The sequence below is a fragment of the Pseudomonas sp. GM50 genome, assembly GCF_000282375.1.
In the GTDB taxonomy this organism is placed as follows: Bacteria; Pseudomonadota; Gammaproteobacteria; order Pseudomonadales; family Pseudomonadaceae; genus Aquipseudomonas.
Window position 1 is genome coordinate 23,948 of record NZ_AKJK01000052.1, and the last position, 19,860, is coordinate 43,807.

The window sequence follows — 19,860 nt, forward strand, 5'->3', positions numbered from 1 at the left end:
ACCTGAACACACACCTCGATTGCAGGTTTTGGGGCCGCGTTGCGACCCAACGGGGGCAAGCCCCCTCGCCACACAGGCTCGCTCCCACAATGGATCGCGCAAGGCTTGAGTCATTGGATACAAAAAAGGCCTCGCATTTGCGAGGCCTTTCATTTGGGCTTCAATCTGTTCAACTTTGTGGCCTCAGTCCCTGAGAAAGTCCGAACATGAACAGTAATAAATCATGATCGGGTTGAGTGGCCACGGGTGCTTTGGCAACCCGGGGCAACGGACAATGCGCGTCACCGTGCACGGAGCTGAGGACTTGAGTGCGGGGCTGCTCCCAGGCAGCCACCGCCAATGAAGCAACTGCCAAGGCTCCGGCTAAAAACAAACCTCGTGCAATTTCGAGTTTCATTGTTATAAGCCTTTGATAGCGCTGCCAAACGCCGTTTCATAAAGATAGACGAGTTTTTTCCAGTCTGTATCGCTGAACGACGAGTGGCGACGCAGTTGTTTCAGGTCATGGCCCGCCGCTTGACGGGCGGTCAAACGCTGCCGGCATTTCTCCAGATCGATCAAGGCAATTTCGACCTTGGCTGACTCGCCCTCACCGGTGACCCGCACGAATACGTGCTTGATATAGAGGCAGCTGTGCTGCCAACGGCCCTTGTGCATGCGGGCCAGGTTGTCGGCCAGATCCTTCAAAACGCGATCATGCACTGCCTCACCATAACGCTCGCGACCGCCAGCCGCGTACCAGTGTTGGATTTCTTCGAAGCCATCCAGGGACTTGGTAACCAGCAATGCGCGCCATTTGTGCAGAGGATCGCGCTGTGCCCCACAGAAAACGATTTCCGGAACACGAACGTCGAGCAGGCGCAGGCCAATGAGCGCATCACGCTCGCGCAACACTGTCGGCCGGCCGAACGGGTGTAACCCGCTGCGATAGATATGCCCGGTTTGACGCTTGGTGTAGAGCAGCTGTCCATCACTGCCCATGACGCGCTGCACGCCACTTTCTCCACCACGACGGACATTGGGTTCTTCTACCCATTCACCGCGCAGGTTCCAGAAATAGTCGAAGCGGTCCTGAGAAGCAATTTCCGTTTGTGCTGCACACTGCGCTGCCATCCTGTTACCTCTTGCGTAATACATAGACCCGCCACATGGCGTAGAGCGGTAAAAAATCCAGTTGCTCCTGGATACGGAAACCCGCCTGCTCGAATTCTTTTTCAACCGTGGCAGCCGGTAACACAAATCGATTTTGGTAACCCTCCTGCCCACGCTTTTTCTCGGCGCGCTTGCGTTTCCAGGCCTTGAAATTGCCGTCCACCCACAACGAAACAATCACGCTGTCGCGGGTGACGCGCTCGAATTCGCGCAGGATGGCCAGTCGATGCTCGGCTTCACCGATGTGATGAAGCAAGCGCATACAGAAAATGCTGTCGACGGCGTTATCGGGTAAGGCAATGTCGAATGCAGAAGTGTGCAAGGGTTGTACCCGTTTTACCACGTCGGCGGGTTGCGCCTGCATGGCCGTCTTCAACATGGACTCCGAGTTGTCGGCCCCGATGATGACACGGTTGTGTTTTTCCGCCAGCAGCGGCCAGAAACGCCCCGCGCCGCACGGTAAATCGAGGACCAATCCTGGCTCACCGGCCAGCGTCAGCGCTTTTCGCGCCAATTGTTCGTCACGCCAGTGGGACAGTCGGCGACCGAGACCTGCCTGATGTTTGCGCAAATACTTCTGGGCGTGTTGATCGTCGTACTTTTCGGAAAAATCGAGTTTGATCGGACCAGCCATCACTGCAGTCTCCTGAACTTCTGATGACCACCACCTTAGGTAGCGAGGTGTCAGTGTCAGGTCGTGCATTTGTGAAAAATTTGTCATGTAAAACCCGGAAGTATTTCAGGGTTTTACAGGACCGAATTTCGTTTTCTCCATCAGATCCGGGAAGGACTCAAATCCACCTGAAAACGGCAGCCATTGGGTTCCATGTTCGTCAAGCTGACGCTCCAGCCCTGGTTCTCACAAATCCGCTGTACCAGCGACAGTCCCAGCCCCAGCCCCTCGCCACGTTTCTCGTTGCCACGCACGAAAGGCTCGAACATCGCCTCACGTTTTTCCTCGGGAATACCGACTCCACTGTCCTCGACCACGAACCCCGTATCCGTCATCGCCAAACGGATAAACCCGTGCTCGGTGTAATGCAGTGCATTACGCAACAGGTTACCCATTACCGCATGCAGAAGGGTCGCGTTATAGCGGGTGTCCGGCGGATTGCCCGGCTCAACGTTCAGCGTCAGGCCCTTGGCTTCGATCGGCTCGCGCCATTGACAGAGCAGCCCGTCGGCCACTTGGCTCAGGGTCTGCTGGGGGGCCATGCTGGCGTCTTCATGTTGAGCGCGAGCCAGCATGAGGAAGGTTTGCACCAGCTCGCGCATCTCGGCACACGCACGGGCGATTCGCTCGACCTGAGCGCGCCCGCGTTGATCGATACCGGGGTTTTCCAGCAATAGCTCACAGGAACTGGCCAACACCATCAACGGCGTGCGCAGCTCGTGGCTGACGTCACTGGTGAACAATCGCTCACGGGTCAACGCCTGACGCAAGCGCCCGAGGGTAGCGTCGAAGGCCACGGCCAGTTCGCCCACTTCATCGGCGGCATAATCCGGCGCCAGTGGCGGCGCCAGGCCCAGCAATTGATCGCGATGACGCACCTGACGGGCCAGGCGCACCACCGGCGCCATGACCTTGCGCGCCAGCACCCAGCCAAGGAATACAGCCAATGCCAGGCTCAGCACGAAACCCACCAGCACCACGGCAAACAGCACCCGCTCACGCTCTTCGAAATCGCTCTGGTCCTGCAACAGCACGTAACGCCGACCGTCGACGATTTCGACCATCGCGTGGTACGACAGCTGCTCGCGAAAGACTTCATGAAAGCCTGAGTCCAGGTGCCGCAAATCCTTGGGCAACTCAAAGTCGCCCGGCCCGCCGCTGAAATAGAACAACTGGTCCGGCTCGGGGCGGTGGCTCCAGTCCGACACGCTGTCCATCAGCAACAGACGTTGCAAATCGCCGCCCAGACCTGCCGAAATCAGTTTCTCTTCCACCAGGTGCACGGTCGCTATGATGCCCATGGCGAAGGCTCCCGCGACCAGCGCGCTCATCAACGCAAAGGCGATGATGATCCGCTGAGAAAGGCTCTGCTTAAACTCCATCACGGCCCTCGGCCAAGCGATAACCGACGCCATGCACCGTGTGCAGCAAGGGCTTGTCGAACGGCTTGTCGATCACCTGGCGCAGTTGATGGACGTGGCTGCGCAGGCTGTCGCTGTCCGGGCAGTCATCTCCCCACAGGGCTTCTTCGAGGACCTCGCGGCGTAACACATGGGGGCTTTTCTGCATCAACACGGCCAGCAACTTCAGGCCCACCGGGTTGAGTTTCAGCAGACGGCCTTCGCGCGTCACTTCCAGGGTATCGAGGTCGTAGCTCAGATCGCCGACCTGCAAGGTACGGCGACCGCCCCCTTGGGCACGGCGCATGACCGCCTCGATCCGCGCAGCCAGTTCGGACAGGGCAAAGGGTTTGATCAGATAGTCGTCAGCACCGGATTTGAAGCCTTGCAAACGGTCATCCAGTTGATCGCGGGCAGTGAGCATGATCACTGGCGTGTCGCGGCGGGCGTCTTCGCGCAGACGTTTGCACAGGGTGTAGCCGTCGATGCCAGGCAGCATGATATCGAGCACGATCAAGTCGTAATGTTCGGTGGCCGCCAGGTGCAGGCCTGACAGACCGTCCTGCGCGCAATCCACGGTGTAACCCTTGAGCCCAAGGTAATCGGCCAGGTTGGCCAGGATATCGCGGTTGTCTTCAACCAATAGAATTCGCATCGGCACCTCCTCCGTACACAGTAACGGCTGTCTTGGCGCGCAGCTTAAGGCCAAGTGTGGCTCAGGGATAGGGCGGCGTGCGGGGGTAAATCCGACAAAAAAACCTGAAACGGCCTTAACAACTTTTTCACCATCGATTCACAAGCTGACGACAGAGGCGTGTTCAGACTCCCGCGGTTGCGCTCTTAAGAACATTTCACTCACCAAGGAATTGCCATGGCTTCGACCGCTGCCCGCCCCGCTTCCAGGCCATTGAATGTATGGCTATGCCTGGGAGTGCCCGCCATTGCGGCGATCACTCTGCTGTTGCTCGAACTGACCTCCCTGGACATGGACCTTGCCAAGCGTTTCTATGACCCGGTGGCAGGCGAGTTCATCGGACGGCACAGCTACTTCCTGGAAAACATCCTGCATGACCGGGCCAAGCAAGTGGTCATCGCCTTTTCGGTGTTCTCCATTCTGGGCTTCGTCGGCTCCTTTTTCATGGAAAGGCTCAAGCCGTTCAAACGTGAACTGGGTTGCCTGGTGTTGTCTCTGGCACTGGCAACCTCGTTCGTCACCCCGGTCAAAGCAGTGACGGCCGTGCAATGCCCATGGAGCCTGGAGCAATTCGGCGGGCACGAAACCTACAGCGAACTGCTCAGCCCTCGCCCGCACACCGACAAGCCAGGCCGCTGCTGGCCCGGTGGTCATGCAGCGACTGGCTTCACGTTGTTTGCGCTGTTTTTCGTGTTGCGCGATCGTCGCCCGCGACTGGCACGCAAGGCGTTTGTCCTGGCCTTTACGTTGGGCTCGGTGTTTTCCATCAGCCGGATGATGCAAGGCGCGCACTTCTTTTCGCACAACGTGTGGACGGCGATTTTCTGCTGGCTGATTTGTCTGGGGGCGTATTACTACATCCTTTATCGACCGGCGTCCAAGGCTGAGCGAGTAGACAGCGCGGAACCTGTCAGCGTCTGAGCTGACGCCTTCGCGGGCAAGCCTCGCTCCTACAGGTTCATGGCGTGCGCGGGTATTGCGTCCGACTCAATACCTGTAGGAGCGAGGCTTGCCCGCGAAGGGGCTTTCATGAACAACACACCTTTGTGACGGGCAATAAAAAACCCCGCCTGCTCGATGCAGGCGGGGTTTTTATGTACGGGGTAAGGCTGGCTTACATCATGCCGCCCATGCCACCCATACCGCCCATGTCTGGCATGCCGCCGCCAGCTGGGCCGTCTTCCTTGATCTCAGCGATCATGGCTTCGGTGGTGATCATCAGGCTGGCAATCGACGAAGCCGCTTGCAGAGCCGAACGAGTCACTTTGGCCGGGTCCAGGATACCCATTTCGATCATGTCGCCGTATTCGCCGGTAGCAGCGTTGTAACCGTAGTTACCCGAACCCTGCTTGACCTTGTCGACTACTACGCTTGGCTCGTCGCCGGAGTTGGCAACGATCTGACGCAGTGGCGCTTCAACAGCGCGACGCAGCAACTGGATGCCAACGTTCTGGTCATCGTTGTCGCCTTTCAGCTCGGAGATAGCCTGCAGAGCGCGAACCAGTGCCACGCCACCGCCAGGTACCACGCCTTCTTCAACGGCTGCACGGGTAGCGTGCAGGGCGTCTTCAACGCGGGCTTTCTTCTCTTTCATTTCAACTTCGGAACCGGCGCCAACCTTGATCACTGCAACGCCGCCGGACAGCTTGGCCAGGCGCTCTTGCAGTTTTTCACGGTCGTAGTCGGACGAAGTGTCAGCCACTTGCTGACGGATCTGCAGCACGCGAGCCTGGATGTCAGCCTCAACGCCGGAACCGTCGATCACGGTGGTGTTTTCTTTGGACAGGATCACGCGCTTGGCATTACCCAGGTGTTCCAGGGTAGTGCTTTCCAGGCTCAGACCGATCTCTTCGGAGATAACGGTACCGCCAGTCAGAACAGCGATGTCCTGCAGCATGGCCTTGCGACGGTCGCCGAAGCCTGGAGCCTTGACGGCTGCGACTTTAACGATGCCACGCATGTTGTTCACAACCAGAGTCGCCAGGGCTTCGCCTTCAACGTCTTCGGCCACGATCAGCAGTGGACGGCCAGCTTTGGCAACGGCTTCCAGTACTGGCAGCATTTCGCGGATGTTGGAGATCTTTTTGTCGACCAGCAGGATCAGCGGACCGTCCAGCTCGGCGGTCATGGTCTCTGGCTTGTTGACGAAGTACGGGGACAGGTAGCCACGGTCGAACTGCATGCCTTCAACAACCGACAGTTCGTTTTCCAGGCCCGAGCCTTCTTCAACGGTGATCACGCCTTCTTTACCGACTTTTTCCATGGCTTCGGCAATGATGTCGCCGATGGAGCTGTCGGAGTTGGCCGAGATGGTGCCGACCTGAGCGATGGCCTTGGTGTCAGCGCAAGGCTTGGACAGGGCTTTCAGCTCTTTGACGATCGCGATGGTCGCTTTGTCGATACCGCGCTTCAGGTCCATCGGGTTCATGCCGGCAGCGACGGCTTTCAGGCCTTCGTTGACGATCGATTGAGCCAGAACGGTAGCGGTGGTGGTGCCGTCGCCTGCGTCATCGTTGGCACGGGAGGCAACGTCTTTGACCAGCTGCGCGCCCATGTTTTCGAAGCGATCTTTCAGCTCGATTTCTTTGGCAACGGAAACGCCGTCCTTGGTGATGGTCGGAGCGCCGAAGCTCTTCTCGATGATCACGTTACGGCCTTTAGGGCCCAGGGTCGCTTTTACTGCGTCAGCCAGGACGTTGACACCGGCGAGCATTTTCTTGCGGGCGGAATCGCCGAATTTAACTTCTTTAGCAGCCATGATCGATATTCCTTAAATACTTTGTAGTAGCGGGAAAATGAGCGGGGAATCAGCCTTCGACAACAGCGAGAATCTCGTTCTCAGCCATGATCACCAGGTCTTCGCCGTCGACTTTCACAGTGTTGCTGCCGGAGTAAGGGCCGAACACAACCTTGTCACCCACTTTCACGGCCAGCGCACGCACTTCACCGTTGTCCAGTGCTTTGCCTGGGCCTACAGCGAGGACTTCACCCTGGTTTGGCTTTTCAGCAGCCGAACCTGGCAGGACGATACCGCCAGCGGTTTTCTTTTCTTCTTCGCTGCGACGGATGACGACGCGGTCATGCAGAGGACGAAGCTTCATTGTCGATCTCTCCTAATTGTGGTTTTCATCGGCCGGTGTATTCCCGGCGGGTTTAACAAATCCGGCGGTGCCGGGTGCGGTTCGTCAAGCGAACCGCGGAAGTCTGTCTGGCGTAATCGCCAGAAACCTTGCGGTGACCGTTACATAAGGGCGCACAAGCTTATTTCAAGGGCGGGGAGCGAAAAATTTTTATCTCAATGCCCTGAAAATGAACACGGCACCCGAAGGTGCCGTGTCGATGGAAGTGTTACTTGGAATCGCGGTGTTCGAACTCGCCTTCGATCACATTGGGCTCGCGGCCCAGTGGCCGCTGCGGGGCAGGACCGCCCCGTGGCTGAAGGTCATCGGCGAACGCGCGCTGACGCATCGCTTGTTCCTCGGCGCGCCGACGCATTTTGTTGGCCAGCAGTCGACGAGAGATCGGCAGCAACATGATCAGGCCCAGCACGTCGGTGACGAAGCCCGGCAGAATCAACAGACCGCCCGCCAGGGCCAGCATCAGGCCTTCGAGCATGGTCTGGGCCGGCAGTTCGCCGCGGTTCAGGCTTTCACGGGCGCGCAGCGCAGTAGCAAGACCGGCGACACGCAGCACGAACACGCCGAGCATCGAGCCGAGAATGATCAGCAGCAGGGCCGGGAAAAACCCGATCGCCCCGCTGACCTTGACGAATACGAACAGCTCCAACACCGGGAACAGTACAAAGAGCAATAAAAAAGGGCGCATCAAATGGTTCCTCAACGCAAGAATACCTTGCCAGTTTTCCTTAGATGACGTCGCCGTTTCGTGAATTCAAGCGTCGGCCACTTCATTTTTCGGCCAATGCTCGGCGTGAGCCAGGAAAACCAAGGCTTCCCGGACTTGTGTCGGCGTATTACAGGGCGTTTGAAACGGCAGCCAGTAGAGCCCCTGGCCGATGCGCAAGTGCATGCCTTCGGTGTCGATACCCACCAATTGCGCCGGAGCGGTTTTCGGCAGACCCGCCAGCTCGACGTAGTGCGCAATGGCTTTGGCGTGATCGGCATTCATGTGCTCGACCATGCTCACTTCGGCCTTGCCGGCGAACGGGTTGGCGAGGGTCAACTGATCGATCCAGTGAATCGCACCGAAGCCGCCAATGTAGCGGTGACGTACTTCTTTGAGCACCCAGAAATCGAAATCATGGGCCTTGTGATAGTTCTTCGAGTCGGGGAAATAGCGATAGTAACGCTCGGCTGCCGCCTCGATGGCAGCGGGGTCTTGGAGCTTTTCCGCCTCGGCCAGGTAAGTCAGGCGACCAACGGCCTGTACGTCTTCGGCTTCACGCTCCCCCACCAGCAGCGAACATTTCGGATCTTTCTGCAGGTTGTGAGTGTGCTGAGCGATGCGGCTGATAAGGATCAGCGGCCGGCCCTGCTCATCCAGGCAGTAGGGAACCACGGAGCCAAACGGGAAACCGGGCATCGCTTTGGAGTGCGTCGAGAGCACTCCACGGTATTCCTTGAGAAGCAATTCTCGGGCATGCTTAGCCACTACAACGCTCAATTTATGACTCCTTATATAGAATCCGTCAAAAAAACGGACAGGCGACTGGGTAAAAGTTCCAGCACGCCATAGGGGCAGTTCTCATGTGCAGCCAGGCCATATCAGGCTCAGATCGAGAGGTCCTCTAGAATAGAAGGAAAACCACTCCGAACTGCTATGGGGCTATGCGAATGCAACTCACTGACAAAGTAATCATTATCACCGGCGGTTGCCAGGGTTTAGGCCGCTCCATGGCCGAGTACCTTGCAGGCAAAGGCGCGAAGCTGGCGCTGGTGGACCTGAATCAGGAAAAACTCGACGCTGCCGTCGCGGCTTGCAAAGCCAAGGGTGTCGAGGCCCGCGCCTACCTGTGCAACGTCGCCGATGAAGAACAGGTGACCCATATGGCCGCTCAAGTGGCCGACGATTTCGGCGCGATCCATGGCCTGATCAACAATGCCGGCATTCTGCGCGATGGCCTGCTGCTGAAGGTCAAGGACGGCGAAATGACCAAGATGAGCCTGGCCCAATGGCAGGCAGTCATCGACGTCAATCTGACCGGTGTGTTCCTGTGCACCCGTGAAGTCGCGGCGAAAATGGTCGAGCTGAAAAACAGCGGCGCGATCATCAATATCTCGTCGATCTCGCGCGCCGGCAACATCGGCCAGACCAACTACTCCGCCGCCAAGGCCGGTGTCGCTGCGGCGACCGTGACCTGGGCCAAGGAACTGGCACGCTACGGCATTCGCGTGGCGGGCATTGCGCCGGGTTTCATCGAAACCGAGATGACCCTGAGCATGAAGCCCGAAGCGCTGGAGAAAATGACGTCCGGGATTCCGCTCAAGCGCATGGGCAAACCTGAAGAGATCGCCCAGTCGGCAGCGTACATTTTCGAGAACGACTACTACACCGGTCGGATTCTGGAGTTGGATGGCGGGTTGCGGATCTAAAGCAAGATCACGCTCCTGTAGGAGCCAGGCTTGCCGGCGAAAGCGGGCTTGAGGACGCCTTCGCCGGCAAGCCTGGCTCCTACACAAACGATTTAATCGTCGCTGACGGTAATGTTCGGCATCGCTGGCGTCGCCGCTTCCTGCAACACAATCCGCGCGCCGACATGGCGGGCCAGTTCCTGGTAAACCATCGCAATCTGGCTGTCTGGCTCGGCGATCACCGTTGGCTTGCCGCCATCGGCCTGTTCGCGGATCAGCATCGACAGTGGCAACGAAGCCAACAGCTCGACACCGTACTGGTTGGCCAGCTTCACACCGCCGCCCTCACCGAACAGATGCTCGGCATGCCCGCAGTTGGAGCAGATGTGCACGGCCATGTTTTCCACCACGCCCAGCACCGGGATGTTGACCTTGCGGAACATCTCCACGCCCTTGCGCGCGTCTAGCAATGCGAGATCCTGTGGGGTGGTCACGATTACCGCACCGGCCACCGGGACTTTCTGCGCCAGGGTCAATTGGATATCGCCGGTGCCTGGCGGCATGTCGATAACCAGATAATCCAGGTCGCCCCAGGCTGTTTGCGTGACCAGTTGCAACAAGGCACCGGACACCATCGGCCCCCGCCAGACCATCGGCGTGTTGTCGTCGGTCAGGAAGGCCATGGACATCACTTCGACGCCATGGGATTCAATCGGAATGAACCACTTCTGATCCTTGACCTTTGGTCGGGTGCCTTCAGGGATGCCGAACATGATGCCTTGGCTCGGACCGTAGATGTCCGCGTCGAGAATCCCCACTTTGGCGCCTTCGCGAGCCAGCGCCAGGGCTAGGTTGGCAGCGGTGGTGGACTTGCCCACACCGCCCTTGCCGGACGCCACGGCCACGACGTTCTTGACGTTGGCCAGCCCCGGAATCTGTGCCTGGGCCTTGTGCGCGGCAATCACGCTGGTGATCTCGACGCGCGCGGTGACGACGCCGTCCAGGCCTTCGATGGCCAGTTGCAGCAGCTGCGCCCAGCCGCTCTTGAACAGACCGGCGGCGTAACCCAGCTCCAGCTGGACGCTGACGCGATCACCCTGAATATCGATGCCGCGCACGCACCCGGCGCTGACCGGGTCCTGGTTCAGGTAAGGGTCGGTGTATTGGCGAAGGACGGCTTCCACCGCTGCGCGATTGACGGCGCTCATGGGCAACTCCGATAGCAAGACTGGAAAATCAGGCGGGTATCGTACGCCGGACACACATTTGTGGCGAACAGATTACTGCGGCCAGAGAGCTTACCTGTGGCGAGCCCCCTCGCCACAAAAGCTCTTTTGCAACAATAAGCCTTCAGGTCGCAGGGGTGAAAAATATGCGCCAGCGCTTTATAGTGGCCGACCTCCGTTTCATCAAGTAGCCGAGCCCCATGTCCGAGCCACGCAAGATCCTCGTCACCAGCGCCCTGCCCTATGCCAATGGTTCGATCCACCTCGGCCATATGCTGGAATACATCCAGACCGATATGTGGGTGCGCTTCCAGAAGCATCGCGGTAATCAATGTATTTATGTCTGCGCCGACGACGCCCACGGTTCGGCCATCATGCTGCGCGCGGAAAAGGAAGGCATCACCCCGGAACAACTGATCGCCAACGTCCAGGCTGAACACAGCGCCGACTTTGCCGAGTTCCTGGTGGACTTCGACAACTTCCACTCCACTCACGCCGAAGAAAACCGTGAGCTGTCGAGCCAGATCTACCTGAAGCTGCGCGACGCCGGGCACATCGCCACGCGCTCGATCACTCAGTACTTCGACCCGGAAAAGAAAATGTTCCTGGCCGACCGCTTCATCAAGGGCACCTGCCCCAAATGCGGCACCGAAGACCAGTACGGCGACAACTGCGAAAAATGCGGTGCGACCTACGCGCCGACCGACCTCAAGGATCCGAAGTCGGCAATCTCTGGCGCCACTCCGGTGCTCAAGGATTCCCAGCACTTCTTCTTCAAGCTGCCGGACTTCCAGGAAATGCTGCAAGCCTGGACCCGCAGTGGCACGTTGCAAGAGGCCGTAGCCAACAAGATCGCCGAGTGGCTGGATGCCGGCCTGCAACAGTGGGACATCTCCCGCGACGCGCCGTACTTCGGCTTCGAGATTCCCGACGAGCCGGGCAAATATTTCTACGTGTGGCTGGATGCGCCAATCGGCTACATGGCCAGCTTCAAGAACCTCTGCGCCCGCCGTCCGGACCTGGACTTCGACGCGTTCTGGGGCAAGGATTCCACCGCCGAGCTGTACCATTTCATCGGCAAGGACATCGTCAACTTCCACGCCCTGTTCTGGCCAGCCATGCTTGAAGGCGCCGGTTTCCGCAAACCGACCGGCATCAACGTACACGGCTACCTGACCGTCAACGGCCAGAAGATGTCCAAGTCCCGCGGCACGTTCGTCAAGGCGCGGACTTACCTGGATCACCTGTCTCCGGAATACCTGCGCTACTACTACGCCGCCAAGCTGGGCCGTGGCGTCGATGACCTGGACCTGAACCTCGAAGACTTCGTGCAGAAGGTCAACTCCGACCTGGTCGGCAAAGTCGTCAACATCGCCAGCCGTTGCGCCGGCTTCATCCATAAAGGCAACGCCGGTGTACTGGTAGCCGGCAACGCCGCGCCGGAACTGACCGACGCCTTTTTGGCCGCAGCGCCAAGCATTGCCGATGCCTACGAGGCTCGCGACTTCGCACGTGCCATGCGTGAAATCATGGGCCTGGCCGACCGCGCCAACGCCTGGATCGCCGACAAGGCGCCGTGGTCGCTGAACAAACAGGAAGGCAAGCAAGATGAAGTCCAGGCCATTTGCGCCCTGGGCATCAACCTGTTCCGCCAACTGGTGATTTTCCTCAAGCCGGTATTGCCATTGCTGGCCGCCGATGCCGAGGCGTTCCTGAACGTCGCCCCGCTGACCTGGAACGATCACGCCACCTTGCTCAGCAACCATCAGCTGAACGAGTTCAAACCGTTGATGACCCGCATCGACCCGGTAAAAGTACAAGCCATGACCGACGCCTCGAAAGAAGACCTGACCGCCAGCGCAACCGACACCGGCGAAGCTGCACCCGTCGGCAACGGTGAACTGGCCAAGGATCCGCTGTCGCCAGAGATCGAGTTCGACACCTTTGCCGCTGTAGACCTGCGCGTTGCGCTGATCCTCAAGGCCGAAGCCGTGGAAGGTGCCGACAAGCTGCTGCGCCTGACCCTGGACATCGGTGACGAGCAACGCAACGTGTTCTCCGGGATCAAGAGCGCCTACCCGGACCCGTCCAAGCTCAATGGTCGCCTGACCATGATGATCGCCAACCTCAAGCCCCGCAAAATGAAATTCGGGATCTCCGAAGGCATGGTGATGGCCGCTGGCCCTGGCGGTGAAGAAATCTACCTGCTGAGCCCCGACAGCGGCGCCAAGCCGGGTCAGCGCATCAAGTAAGGCTCGATCCGCTGGACCGATCCCACAGTCGTGCCTGGCATGACTGTGGGTTTTTCATGTCTGGCCCATACTATCTCTCAACTCCGGCCTCACCTTGTAGGCGCTGTCGAGTGAAACGAGGCTGCGATCTTTTGACCTTGTCTTTAAAAAACACAGTCAAAAGATCGCAGCCTGCGGCAGCGCCTACAGATTTACCCAGCAGCCCAACGATGTGTGGATACGGACGCTTCAGGTAGACCGATCATGACCGAACTGCTTCTTACGCTTATCAGCGCTGCCCTGATCAACAACCTCGTGTTGCATTGGCCGCTGGGCGTCGATCCGGTGCTGGGCAGCGAGCGGCCACAGGTCCACGCGCTGGGTATCGCGACAACGTGCCTGATGCTGATCGTCGGCATACTCGGCTATGCGCTCTACCGCTGGCTACTGGTGCCGTTGGGGCTGACGTCGCTGCGGCTGTTCGTGTTCCTGCCGTTGAGCGTTCTGCTGATCGCCCCTCTGCTGAAACTGCTTTCCCGGTTATTGGCGAAGCTTTCATTCGACGGTCTCTGGCCCCTGCTGCTGGGGAATGCCGGCGTGCTTGGGCTGACGTTGCTCAACGCTCAGAACGACAAGGGAGTTTTCCACGCCATGGCCCTGAGCCTTGGCGCCGGGCTGGGGTTCTGGCTGGTGCTGAGTCTGTTCAGCGACTTGCGCCAGCGCACACTCGACAACGATATCCCCCTGCCCTTTCGCGGCCTGCCGATCGAATTGATCGGCGCCGGATTGATCGCGGTGGTTTTTCTCGGATTCAGCGGGCTGATCAAAACATGAGTCTGATTCAACGCATCGACGCCCTCTTGCCGCAGACCCAATGCGGCAAGTGTGGCCACCCCGGATGCAAACCCTACGCCGAAGGCATCGCTAGCGGCGAGCCGATCAACAAGTGTCCACCGGGTGGCAGCGAAACCATCGCGGCCCTGGCCGACCTGTTGAAAGTGCCAGTGCTGGAACTGGACGTCAGTCGCGGCTCGGCGCCGGCGCAGATCGCTTACATCCGCGAAGCCGAATGCATCGGCTGCACCAAGTGCATTCAGGCCTGCCCGGTCGACGCCATTGTCGGCGCGGCGAAATTCATGCACACGGTCATCGTCGACGAGTGCACCGGTTGCGACCTCTGCGTGGCGCCCTGCCCGGTGGATTGCATCGAGATGCATCCGTTACCGCTGGCCACGGTGCTGCCGATTGTCGGCGGGCTGGCGTTCAGCCTGGAGGAACAACAGGCCCGGGCCGCCAAGCGCAATCACGCACGACGCCGTTTCGAACAGCGCAATGCCCGTTTGCATCGCGAAGAGGAGCAGAAGCTCGCCGAACGCCAGGCCCGCGCCCAACGCGCCGTGCAGCCCAGCGAAGTGACGCTCGACCCGGTTCAGGCCGCACTCGAGCGCGTCCGCGCACAGAAAGCCGCCAATGCCGATGCGGCATTGAAAAAGGCCAAGGTCGATCTGGCGATGAGTCGGGCGCAGCTGAACAAATCGCTCAAGGCCTTCGGGCATCCACCGACCTTCGAACAGCAATCGCAACTGATCGTACTGCAACAGCAGTTCGACGCCGCCGAACAGGCGCTGGCGCAACTGGAGAGCGGCGCACCGCCGGTCTCTGCGCCACCTGCCCCGGCAAAAGATGCCGAGCTGAAACGGGCGAAGATCCAGCTGGCCATGCGCCGCGCCGAACTCAAGAAAGCTCAAACAAGCGAGGCGCCGGCCGAACAGATCGAAGCGTTGCAAAATGCGCTCAGCGAAGCCGAGCGTCAGGTGGATGCCTATGCCGCCCCTTGAATCGGTGGACGAACGCCTTCAACAGGCCATGAAGCTGGTATTGCTGGCCACTGTGCCGGGGATGCTGATGTTGTTCTGGCTGTACGGTTGGGGGGTGTTGATCAACCTGACTCTGACGGCGGCAACCGCGTTGGCCGTTGAAGCGGCGGTGTTGCAGCTGCGCAAGCAACCGGTAAAACCGACATTGAGCGACGGCAGTGCGCTGGTCAGTGCGACGCTGTTGGCGCTGGCCTTGCCGCCTTATTGCCCGTGGTGGCTGACGGTCAGTGCTGCGGCGTTCGGACTGTTTTTCGGCAAGCACTTGTATGGCGGCGTCGGCAAGAATCCGTTCAATCCGGCGATGCTCGGTTTCGCGCTGGTCCTGGTGACATTTCCCCAGCAAATGACTCACTGGCCGTCGTCCCATGGCATGGATTTGTTCGGTGGGCTGCAACAGGTGTTCGGCTTCAGCTTCGGCCAGACACCCGATGCGTGGGCCCAGGCCACGGCGCTGGACAGTCTGCGAATCAACAAAAACCTGACCATGGAAGAACTGTTCGCCGGCAATCCGGCATTCGGCCGTTTCGGTGGCCGAGGTGTGGAATGGGTCAACCTGGCGTTTCTGGCAGGCGGTGCGTTTCTGCTGCAGCGGCGGGTATTCAGTTGGCATGCACCGGTCGGCATGCTCGCCAGCCTGTTCATCATCAGCCTGTTGTGCTGGAACGGTACGGGCTCCGATTCTCATGGCTCGCCACTGTTTCATCTGCTCACCGGCGCGAGCATGCTCGGTGCCTTCTTCATCGTGACGGAACCGATATCCGGTGCAAAAAGCCCCATCGCCCGATTACTGTTCGGCGCAGGCGTGGGGTTACTGACTTACCTGATTCGCACATGGGGCGGGTATCCGGACGGCGTGGCCTTTGCGGTTTTGCTGATGAACCTCTGTGTACCGGCGCTGGAGCGGTTTGCCGCGTCCAGACAGGAGCAGGTTGCCCCATGAACCGAGCGACGAGCGTTGTGATCCTGGTAGTGCTGGCAGGCCTGGGGATGGGTGCGACTTACCTCGTGCAGCACACCAGCGCCGCGCGCATTGCCGCCGAACAACGCCTGATCGACAGCCGCCAGTTACTGGATCTGCTGCCGCCCGACAGCTACGACAATCAGCCACTGGAACAATCCCTCAGCTTAGAAAGCACTCGCCTGGCCAACAGCACACTGTTGGGTGGCTACCTGGCTTCCAAGGCCGGCCAACCGAGCGCTGTGTTGCTGCGTAGCCAGACTCTGGGCTACGCCGGCGCCATTGATTTGCTGATCGCCATCGACCCCCAAGGCAAGTTAGTGGGGGTTAAAACCCTCAAGCAATCGGAAACGCCGGGGCTGGGTGGAAAGCTCGCCGACTGGCCCAATGCCTGGCTTCAGGTGTTTACCGGAAAATCGCTAACCGACCCCGATGACAATGGCTGGGCCTTGAAAAAGGACCAAGGGCAATTCGATCAGATCGCGGGCGCGACCATCACCTCAAGAGCGGTGATCAATGCCACCCATGACGCGCTGCGCTACTTCGATGAACACCGGCAACTGCTGATCGGGAGCAGCGTTCATGAATAAGTCATCAACCCTGCAGAACTCGCTGATGCTTACGCCGTTGATCGGCGTCACTGATTCATTGGTAACGGCCCTGGGCCTGTGGCTGATGTTCGCCCTGGTGCTCAGTGTTTATGGTGTAAGCATGGGCGTTTTGCGCTCGCGACTGATGCCGGCCACACATTTGCTCGCTAGCCTGCTGCTGGCGGCCACGCTGACCAGTTGCGCGGAACTTGCCACGCAAGCCTGGTCGCTCCAATGGCACCAGCACCTGGGTTTCTACGCAGGATTGATCGCCCTGCAATGCGTTGTGCTGGAACATAACGGTTTTTTCCAGGACACATGGCGTGATCGACTGCGTCTGTGTGGCCTGTTCGGCGCCTTGATGGCGGGTTTGGGCTTGCTGCGCGAGTTCATCGGCAACGGGACACTCGGTAGCCATCTGTCCTGGATGGCCGGTGCCACGCAACCGGACTGGCAAGGCTGGACTCTCGTCGCCGACGGGGGCCTGCACCTGGCCACACTGGCCCCTGGCGGGTTTATTCTGCTGGGACTGCTGATCGCCGCACATCAAGCCTGGACCCGCCGCCCGGCTGCCCCACATTGACCGCCTTCGAGGAAACGCATCGCCCATGAATGCCGCAAAACGTCTTGAAATTTTCCGCAGGTTTCACGAAGACAACCCTGAACCGAAGACCGAACTGGCCTACGCCTCACCGTTCGAATTACTGATCGCCGTGATTCTCTCGGCGCAGTCGACCGATGTCGGCGTAAACAAGGCCACCGCCAAACTGTTCCCGGTGGCCAATACGCCAGCGGCGATCCATGCCTTGGGCGTCGAAGGGCTGTCTGAGTACATCAAGACCATCGGCCTGTTCAACAGCAAAGCGAAAAACGTGATCGAAACCTGTCGCTTGCTGGTGGAGCGCCATGGAGGCGAAGTACCGCAGACTCGCGAAGCGCTGGAAGCTTTGCCCGGTGTCGGCCGCAAGACCGCCAACGTGGTGCTCAATACCGCCTTTCGTCAGCTGACCATGGCCGTAGACACTCACATTTTCCGGGTCAGCAACCGTACCGGCATTGCTCCCGGCAAGAACGTGGTGGAGGTGGAGCAGAAACTGATGAAATTCGTGCCCAAGGAATATCTGCTCGACGCCCATCACTGGCTGATTCTCCATGGGCGCTACGTTTGCCTGGCCCGCAAGCCGCGCTGTGGCAGTTGCCGGATCGAGGATTTGTGCGAATACAAGCAAAAGACCTCGGACGATTGAGGCTCTATTAGTTTTTTTGATTGATCGATTGAAAAAATCTTTTTTACCCGCCGGGAAATTGTCGATATAAGGAGCGCCAAAGGCAGCCTTAGCCTGGAGTTAACCTTATGAGCACTGGCAAAGAGCAATTGGACGTAGAAGACGACTTCACCCCCGTTGAGGCCGATGACGCAGAGCCGATAGTGGAAGTGGCGAAGACCAACCTGAGCAAACGCCGCACCATCGACAATCTGCTGGAGGAGCGCCGACTGCAGAAGCAATTGGCCGATTACGATTTTGACTTATGACACCTAAAAGCCTCCCGAAACGGAGGCTTTTTACTAAGTGCCGCCCCCTGATAAACGCCCGTTCATCGCGCCTCGTCAAACGCTGGCAGCTTCATACCAGGCCATTGCGTTGAGCCAATTCGATCAGGTCGACCAGTGAGCGAGCATTAAGCTTTAACAACAAACGGGTTTTGTAAGTACTGACGGTTTTATTGCTGAGGAACATTCCATCGGCGATCTCCTTGTTTGTCTTTCCTCGGGCCAGCTGTTGCAGGACCATCATCTCTCGCCCGGACAAACGATCCACCATATCGGCTTCACTGGCGTTCCCAAGACTGGAACGCACGGTATGCAGAGCCTGATTAGGAAAATAGCTGTAGCCTGACAGTACGGCTTTTATTGCACTGAGCAACTCAGTGAGATCCTGTTGTTTGCAGACATATCCCGCGGCACCCGATTGCATGCAACGCATGGAAAAGTGCCCTGGCGCCTGGGACGTCAATATCAGTACTTTAAGAGGCATCGCCGTCGATGCCAGACGCGCGATGACTTCCAACCCATCCAGCTTCGGTATTCCAATATCCAGAATGACAATATCCGGCATTAGTTCACGGGCAAGTTGTAATGCATCTACACCATTATCTGTTTCTGCAATGACTTCGTAGCCATGACGTTCCATTAGCATACGTACCGCAAGACGAATGACGGGGTGATCATCCACGATCAGCACTTTATTCATGGGCAAGTCCAATTTCGCTGTTCGAATTTTTAGAGCCCGCACCATAGCCTAGTCGTTTCACCCATGGCATGCCGTCACCCCCGGCCACCCGCAGCGAGAGACATGGCCTACAAACAACACGGATTATTCCTACAAAAAATCATTGCATATCATGAGTCATGAGATTGCTACCAGCCGAACGCGGTTCAGCACTTCGACAGTTTTTTGTATCGACTTTCAACCAAAAAAACACAAGAACAGGGTCTGACACTAGTAATCCGACAGACTTCGGCTACTGAGCTACGCTTAAAAGTAACGAGCATTTTCCAGTCCCTGTACAACTCGACTCGAATGACTTATGAAAGCTCACACACGGCAACATTTCACCCACAGAATAAACCTATATAACTTTAAAACAAATAAACAGCCATACCTAAACCAAGAATAATACAGTTACTATAACGACCCACATCACCCACTAAAAAAAGGAGTACAACATAACAACAGAAAAATCCCACTCATTAATTATCATCCCAAGATCCACACCCACAAACAAATCGAGAAGAAATAATATCTCATGAGCAGAAGACATGATAAAACTCAAAAAAAGAATCACCAACCCCATGACAATCATTGCAATATTTGCAGCACTGTCTGAAACATCGGCCGCCGTGTCCCTCCCCTTTCTCGACAACAAGGATAGAGAACTCTATGTCTGGTTTCTGATTAGTTTTCCATTTTATTTACTTTTTCTTTTTTTCATCACACTCAATTTCAACTATCGATCGCTTTACGCGCCCTCCGATTTCGAAAAAGAGGAACACTTCATGACGGTCATGGGCAACGTTAACCGGTCAGGAAACGACCCGGCACCGCATGAAAGCTCGACCCAGCACCACGTACGCCTGCCCCAGCACTTGAAAGACCTGCATATCATTGATGCACGGTGGATGAACAACAAAATGGCATTCAGCGCCTTGGTGGAGAACATCCAGCAAGCACAGGAAAATCCTGCTCAGATGATCGTATTTCTCACCTGTGCCGAGTCGGAGACGTTGCTGAAGGAAAGTGCACTCAGGCATTCAAAGCACACCAAGAAACGCAACGGTGCGACGTTCTGCATTGCTTACAATTTGAATTCACACGAGCTGACGATGATTGGTCAAAATCTTTACAGGCACACAGCAGCCAGCTCTTGAAGAGCCATTGGAGAAAGAAGCGAAGAAAGGTATTGACAGAGGCAAGAAGAAAAGCTGAATACGCAGTGTACGACAGGGTATCCCTCTTTCAGATGTGT

22 protein-coding genes are annotated in these 19,860 nt (G+C 57.9%); 11 read left to right on the plus strand and 11 right to left on the minus strand.

All coding sequences use genetic code 11. The features are described 5' to 3' along the window. Nucleotides 1-169: 169 nt before the first annotated feature. The 5 genes from PMI30_RS30590 to colR form a co-directional block, all read right to left on the minus strand. Nucleotides 170-397 carry a hypothetical protein gene (locus tag PMI30_RS30590; RefSeq protein ID WP_026331876.1) on the minus strand — a complete coding sequence of 76 codons (228 nt, stop codon included), beginning with the start codon at nucleotides 395-397 and terminating at the stop codon, nucleotides 170-172. A 2-nt stretch (nucleotides 398-399) separates the two neighbouring features. Then, nucleotides 400-1,113 carry a lipopolysaccharide kinase InaA family protein gene (locus PMI30_RS16810; RefSeq protein ID WP_008009260.1) on the minus strand — a complete coding sequence of 238 codons (714 nt, stop codon included), beginning with the start codon at nucleotides 1,111-1,113 and terminating at the stop codon, nucleotides 400-402. Between the two features lie 4 nt (nucleotides 1,114-1,117). Beyond that, complete coding sequence (locus PMI30_RS16805; protein ID WP_008009262.1) at nucleotides 1,118-1,786, minus strand: class I SAM-dependent methyltransferase; 669 nt, start codon at nucleotides 1,784-1,786, stop codon at nucleotides 1,118-1,120. 140 nt (nucleotides 1,787-1,926) lie between these two features. Continuing rightward, nucleotides 1,927-3,207: a sensor histidine kinase gene (locus tag PMI30_RS16800; protein WP_008009264.1), complete on the minus strand. Its 1,281-nt coding sequence runs from the start codon at nucleotides 3,205-3,207 to the stop codon at nucleotides 1,927-1,929. After that, on the minus strand, nucleotides 3,197-3,880 hold the full coding sequence (gene colR, locus PMI30_RS16795) for a two-component system response regulator ColR (RefSeq protein ID WP_007898434.1): 684 nt from the start codon (nucleotides 3,878-3,880) through the stop codon (nucleotides 3,197-3,199). The genes PMI30_RS16800 and colR overlap by 11 nt, the downstream gene beginning before the upstream one ends. Before the next feature lie 216 nt (nucleotides 3,881-4,096). Here colR and PMI30_RS16790 point away from each other — a divergent pair, with 216 nt between their 5' ends. After that, nucleotides 4,097-4,840: a phosphatase PAP2 family protein gene (locus tag PMI30_RS16790; protein WP_008009267.1), complete on the plus strand. Its 744-nt coding sequence runs from the start codon at nucleotides 4,097-4,099 to the stop codon at nucleotides 4,838-4,840. Between the two features lie 193 nt (nucleotides 4,841-5,033). On the opposite strand, the gene groL is transcribed toward PMI30_RS16790, so the two are convergent. The 4 genes from groL to PMI30_RS16770 all read right to left on the minus strand — a co-directional run bounded on the left by groL (nucleotide 5,034) and on the right by PMI30_RS16770 (nucleotide 8,542). Further along, nucleotides 5,034-6,677, minus strand: a complete 1,644-nt coding sequence (gene groL, locus PMI30_RS16785; RefSeq protein WP_008009270.1) for a chaperonin GroEL — start codon at nucleotides 6,675-6,677, stop codon at nucleotides 5,034-5,036. A gap of 49 nt (nucleotides 6,678-6,726) precedes the next feature. Then, complete coding sequence (locus PMI30_RS16780) at nucleotides 6,727-7,020, minus strand: co-chaperone GroES (protein ID WP_008009274.1); 294 nt, start codon at nucleotides 7,018-7,020, stop codon at nucleotides 6,727-6,729. A gap of 247 nt (nucleotides 7,021-7,267) precedes the next feature. Next, nucleotides 7,268-7,744, minus strand: a complete 477-nt coding sequence (locus PMI30_RS16775; RefSeq protein ID WP_008009275.1) for an FxsA family protein — start codon at nucleotides 7,742-7,744, stop codon at nucleotides 7,268-7,270. A 66-nt stretch (nucleotides 7,745-7,810) separates the two neighbouring features. Continuing rightward, on the minus strand, nucleotides 7,811-8,542 hold the full coding sequence (locus PMI30_RS16770; protein ID WP_008009277.1) for a HugZ family pyridoxamine 5'-phosphate oxidase: 732 nt from the start codon (nucleotides 8,540-8,542) through the stop codon (nucleotides 7,811-7,813). 170 nt (nucleotides 8,543-8,712) lie between these two features. On the opposite strand from PMI30_RS16770, the gene PMI30_RS16765 reads away from it, so the two are divergent. Next, nucleotides 8,713-9,471 carry an SDR family oxidoreductase gene (locus PMI30_RS16765; protein WP_032835342.1) on the plus strand — a complete coding sequence of 253 codons (759 nt, stop codon included), beginning with the start codon at nucleotides 8,713-8,715 and terminating at the stop codon, nucleotides 9,469-9,471. A 92-nt stretch (nucleotides 9,472-9,563) separates the two neighbouring features. On the opposite strand, the gene apbC is transcribed toward PMI30_RS16765, so the two are convergent. Beyond that, nucleotides 9,564-10,658, minus strand: coding sequence for an iron-sulfur cluster carrier protein ApbC (apbC, locus tag PMI30_RS16760; RefSeq protein WP_008009279.1), 1,095 nt, complete (start codon nucleotides 10,656-10,658; stop codon nucleotides 9,564-9,566). 218 nt (nucleotides 10,659-10,876) lie between these two features. Here apbC and metG point away from each other — a divergent pair, with 218 nt between their 5' ends. The 8 genes from metG (at nucleotide 10,877) to PMI30_RS16720 (ending at nucleotide 17,866) form a co-directional block, all read left to right on the plus strand. Then, nucleotides 10,877-12,928 carry a methionine--tRNA ligase gene (gene metG, locus PMI30_RS16755; RefSeq protein WP_008009281.1) on the plus strand — a complete coding sequence of 684 codons (2,052 nt, stop codon included), beginning with the start codon at nucleotides 10,877-10,879 and terminating at the stop codon, nucleotides 12,926-12,928. Nucleotides 12,929-13,171: 243 nt separating this feature from the next. Then, the gene (locus tag PMI30_RS16750) at nucleotides 13,172-13,741 is read left to right on the plus strand and encodes an Rnf-Nqr domain containing protein (protein WP_008009284.1); all 570 of its coding nucleotides are present in this window, start codon (nucleotides 13,172-13,174) and stop codon (nucleotides 13,739-13,741) included. Further along, the gene (gene rsxB, locus PMI30_RS16745) at nucleotides 13,738-14,745 is read left to right on the plus strand and encodes an electron transport complex subunit RsxB (RefSeq protein ID WP_008009285.1); all 1,008 of its coding nucleotides are present in this window, start codon (nucleotides 13,738-13,740) and stop codon (nucleotides 14,743-14,745) included. Before PMI30_RS16750 ends, rsxB begins: the two co-directional genes overlap by 4 nt. After that, entirely contained in the window at nucleotides 14,732-15,724 is a 993-nt protein-coding gene (locus PMI30_RS16740; RefSeq protein WP_008009287.1) for an RnfABCDGE type electron transport complex subunit D, read from the plus strand. The genes rsxB and PMI30_RS16740 overlap by 14 nt, the downstream gene beginning before the upstream one ends. Further along, nucleotides 15,721-16,332 (plus strand): RnfABCDGE type electron transport complex subunit G, encoded by a 612-nt coding sequence (locus PMI30_RS16735; RefSeq protein ID WP_008009289.1) that lies wholly within the window; start codon nucleotides 15,721-15,723, stop codon nucleotides 16,330-16,332. The genes PMI30_RS16740 and PMI30_RS16735 overlap by 4 nt, the downstream gene beginning before the upstream one ends. After that, nucleotides 16,325-16,915: an Rnf-Nqr domain containing protein gene (locus PMI30_RS16730; RefSeq protein ID WP_008009291.1), complete on the plus strand. Its 591-nt coding sequence runs from the start codon at nucleotides 16,325-16,327 to the stop codon at nucleotides 16,913-16,915. Before PMI30_RS16735 ends, PMI30_RS16730 begins: the two co-directional genes overlap by 8 nt. A 25-nt stretch (nucleotides 16,916-16,940) precedes the next feature. Then, on the plus strand, nucleotides 16,941-17,579 hold the full coding sequence (nth, locus tag PMI30_RS16725; RefSeq protein ID WP_007898489.1) for an endonuclease III: 639 nt from the start codon (nucleotides 16,941-16,943) through the stop codon (nucleotides 17,577-17,579). Nucleotides 17,580-17,686: 107 nt separating this feature from the next. Next, nucleotides 17,687-17,866: a PA3496 family putative envelope integrity protein gene (locus PMI30_RS16720; RefSeq protein ID WP_008009293.1), complete on the plus strand. Its 180-nt coding sequence runs from the start codon at nucleotides 17,687-17,689 to the stop codon at nucleotides 17,864-17,866. 91 nt (nucleotides 17,867-17,957) lie between these two features. Here the strand turns inward: PMI30_RS16720 and PMI30_RS16715 are convergent, their stop codons facing one another. After that, nucleotides 17,958-18,584, minus strand: a complete 627-nt coding sequence (locus PMI30_RS16715; RefSeq protein WP_007898495.1) for a response regulator transcription factor — start codon at nucleotides 18,582-18,584, stop codon at nucleotides 17,958-17,960. A gap of 569 nt (nucleotides 18,585-19,153) precedes the next feature. On the opposite strand from PMI30_RS16715, the gene PMI30_RS16710 reads away from it, so the two are divergent. Next, nucleotides 19,154-19,762, plus strand: a complete 609-nt coding sequence (locus PMI30_RS16710) for a hypothetical protein (RefSeq protein WP_008009295.1) — start codon at nucleotides 19,154-19,156, stop codon at nucleotides 19,760-19,762. The last annotated feature ends 98 nt before the right edge of the window (nucleotides 19,763-19,860 follow it).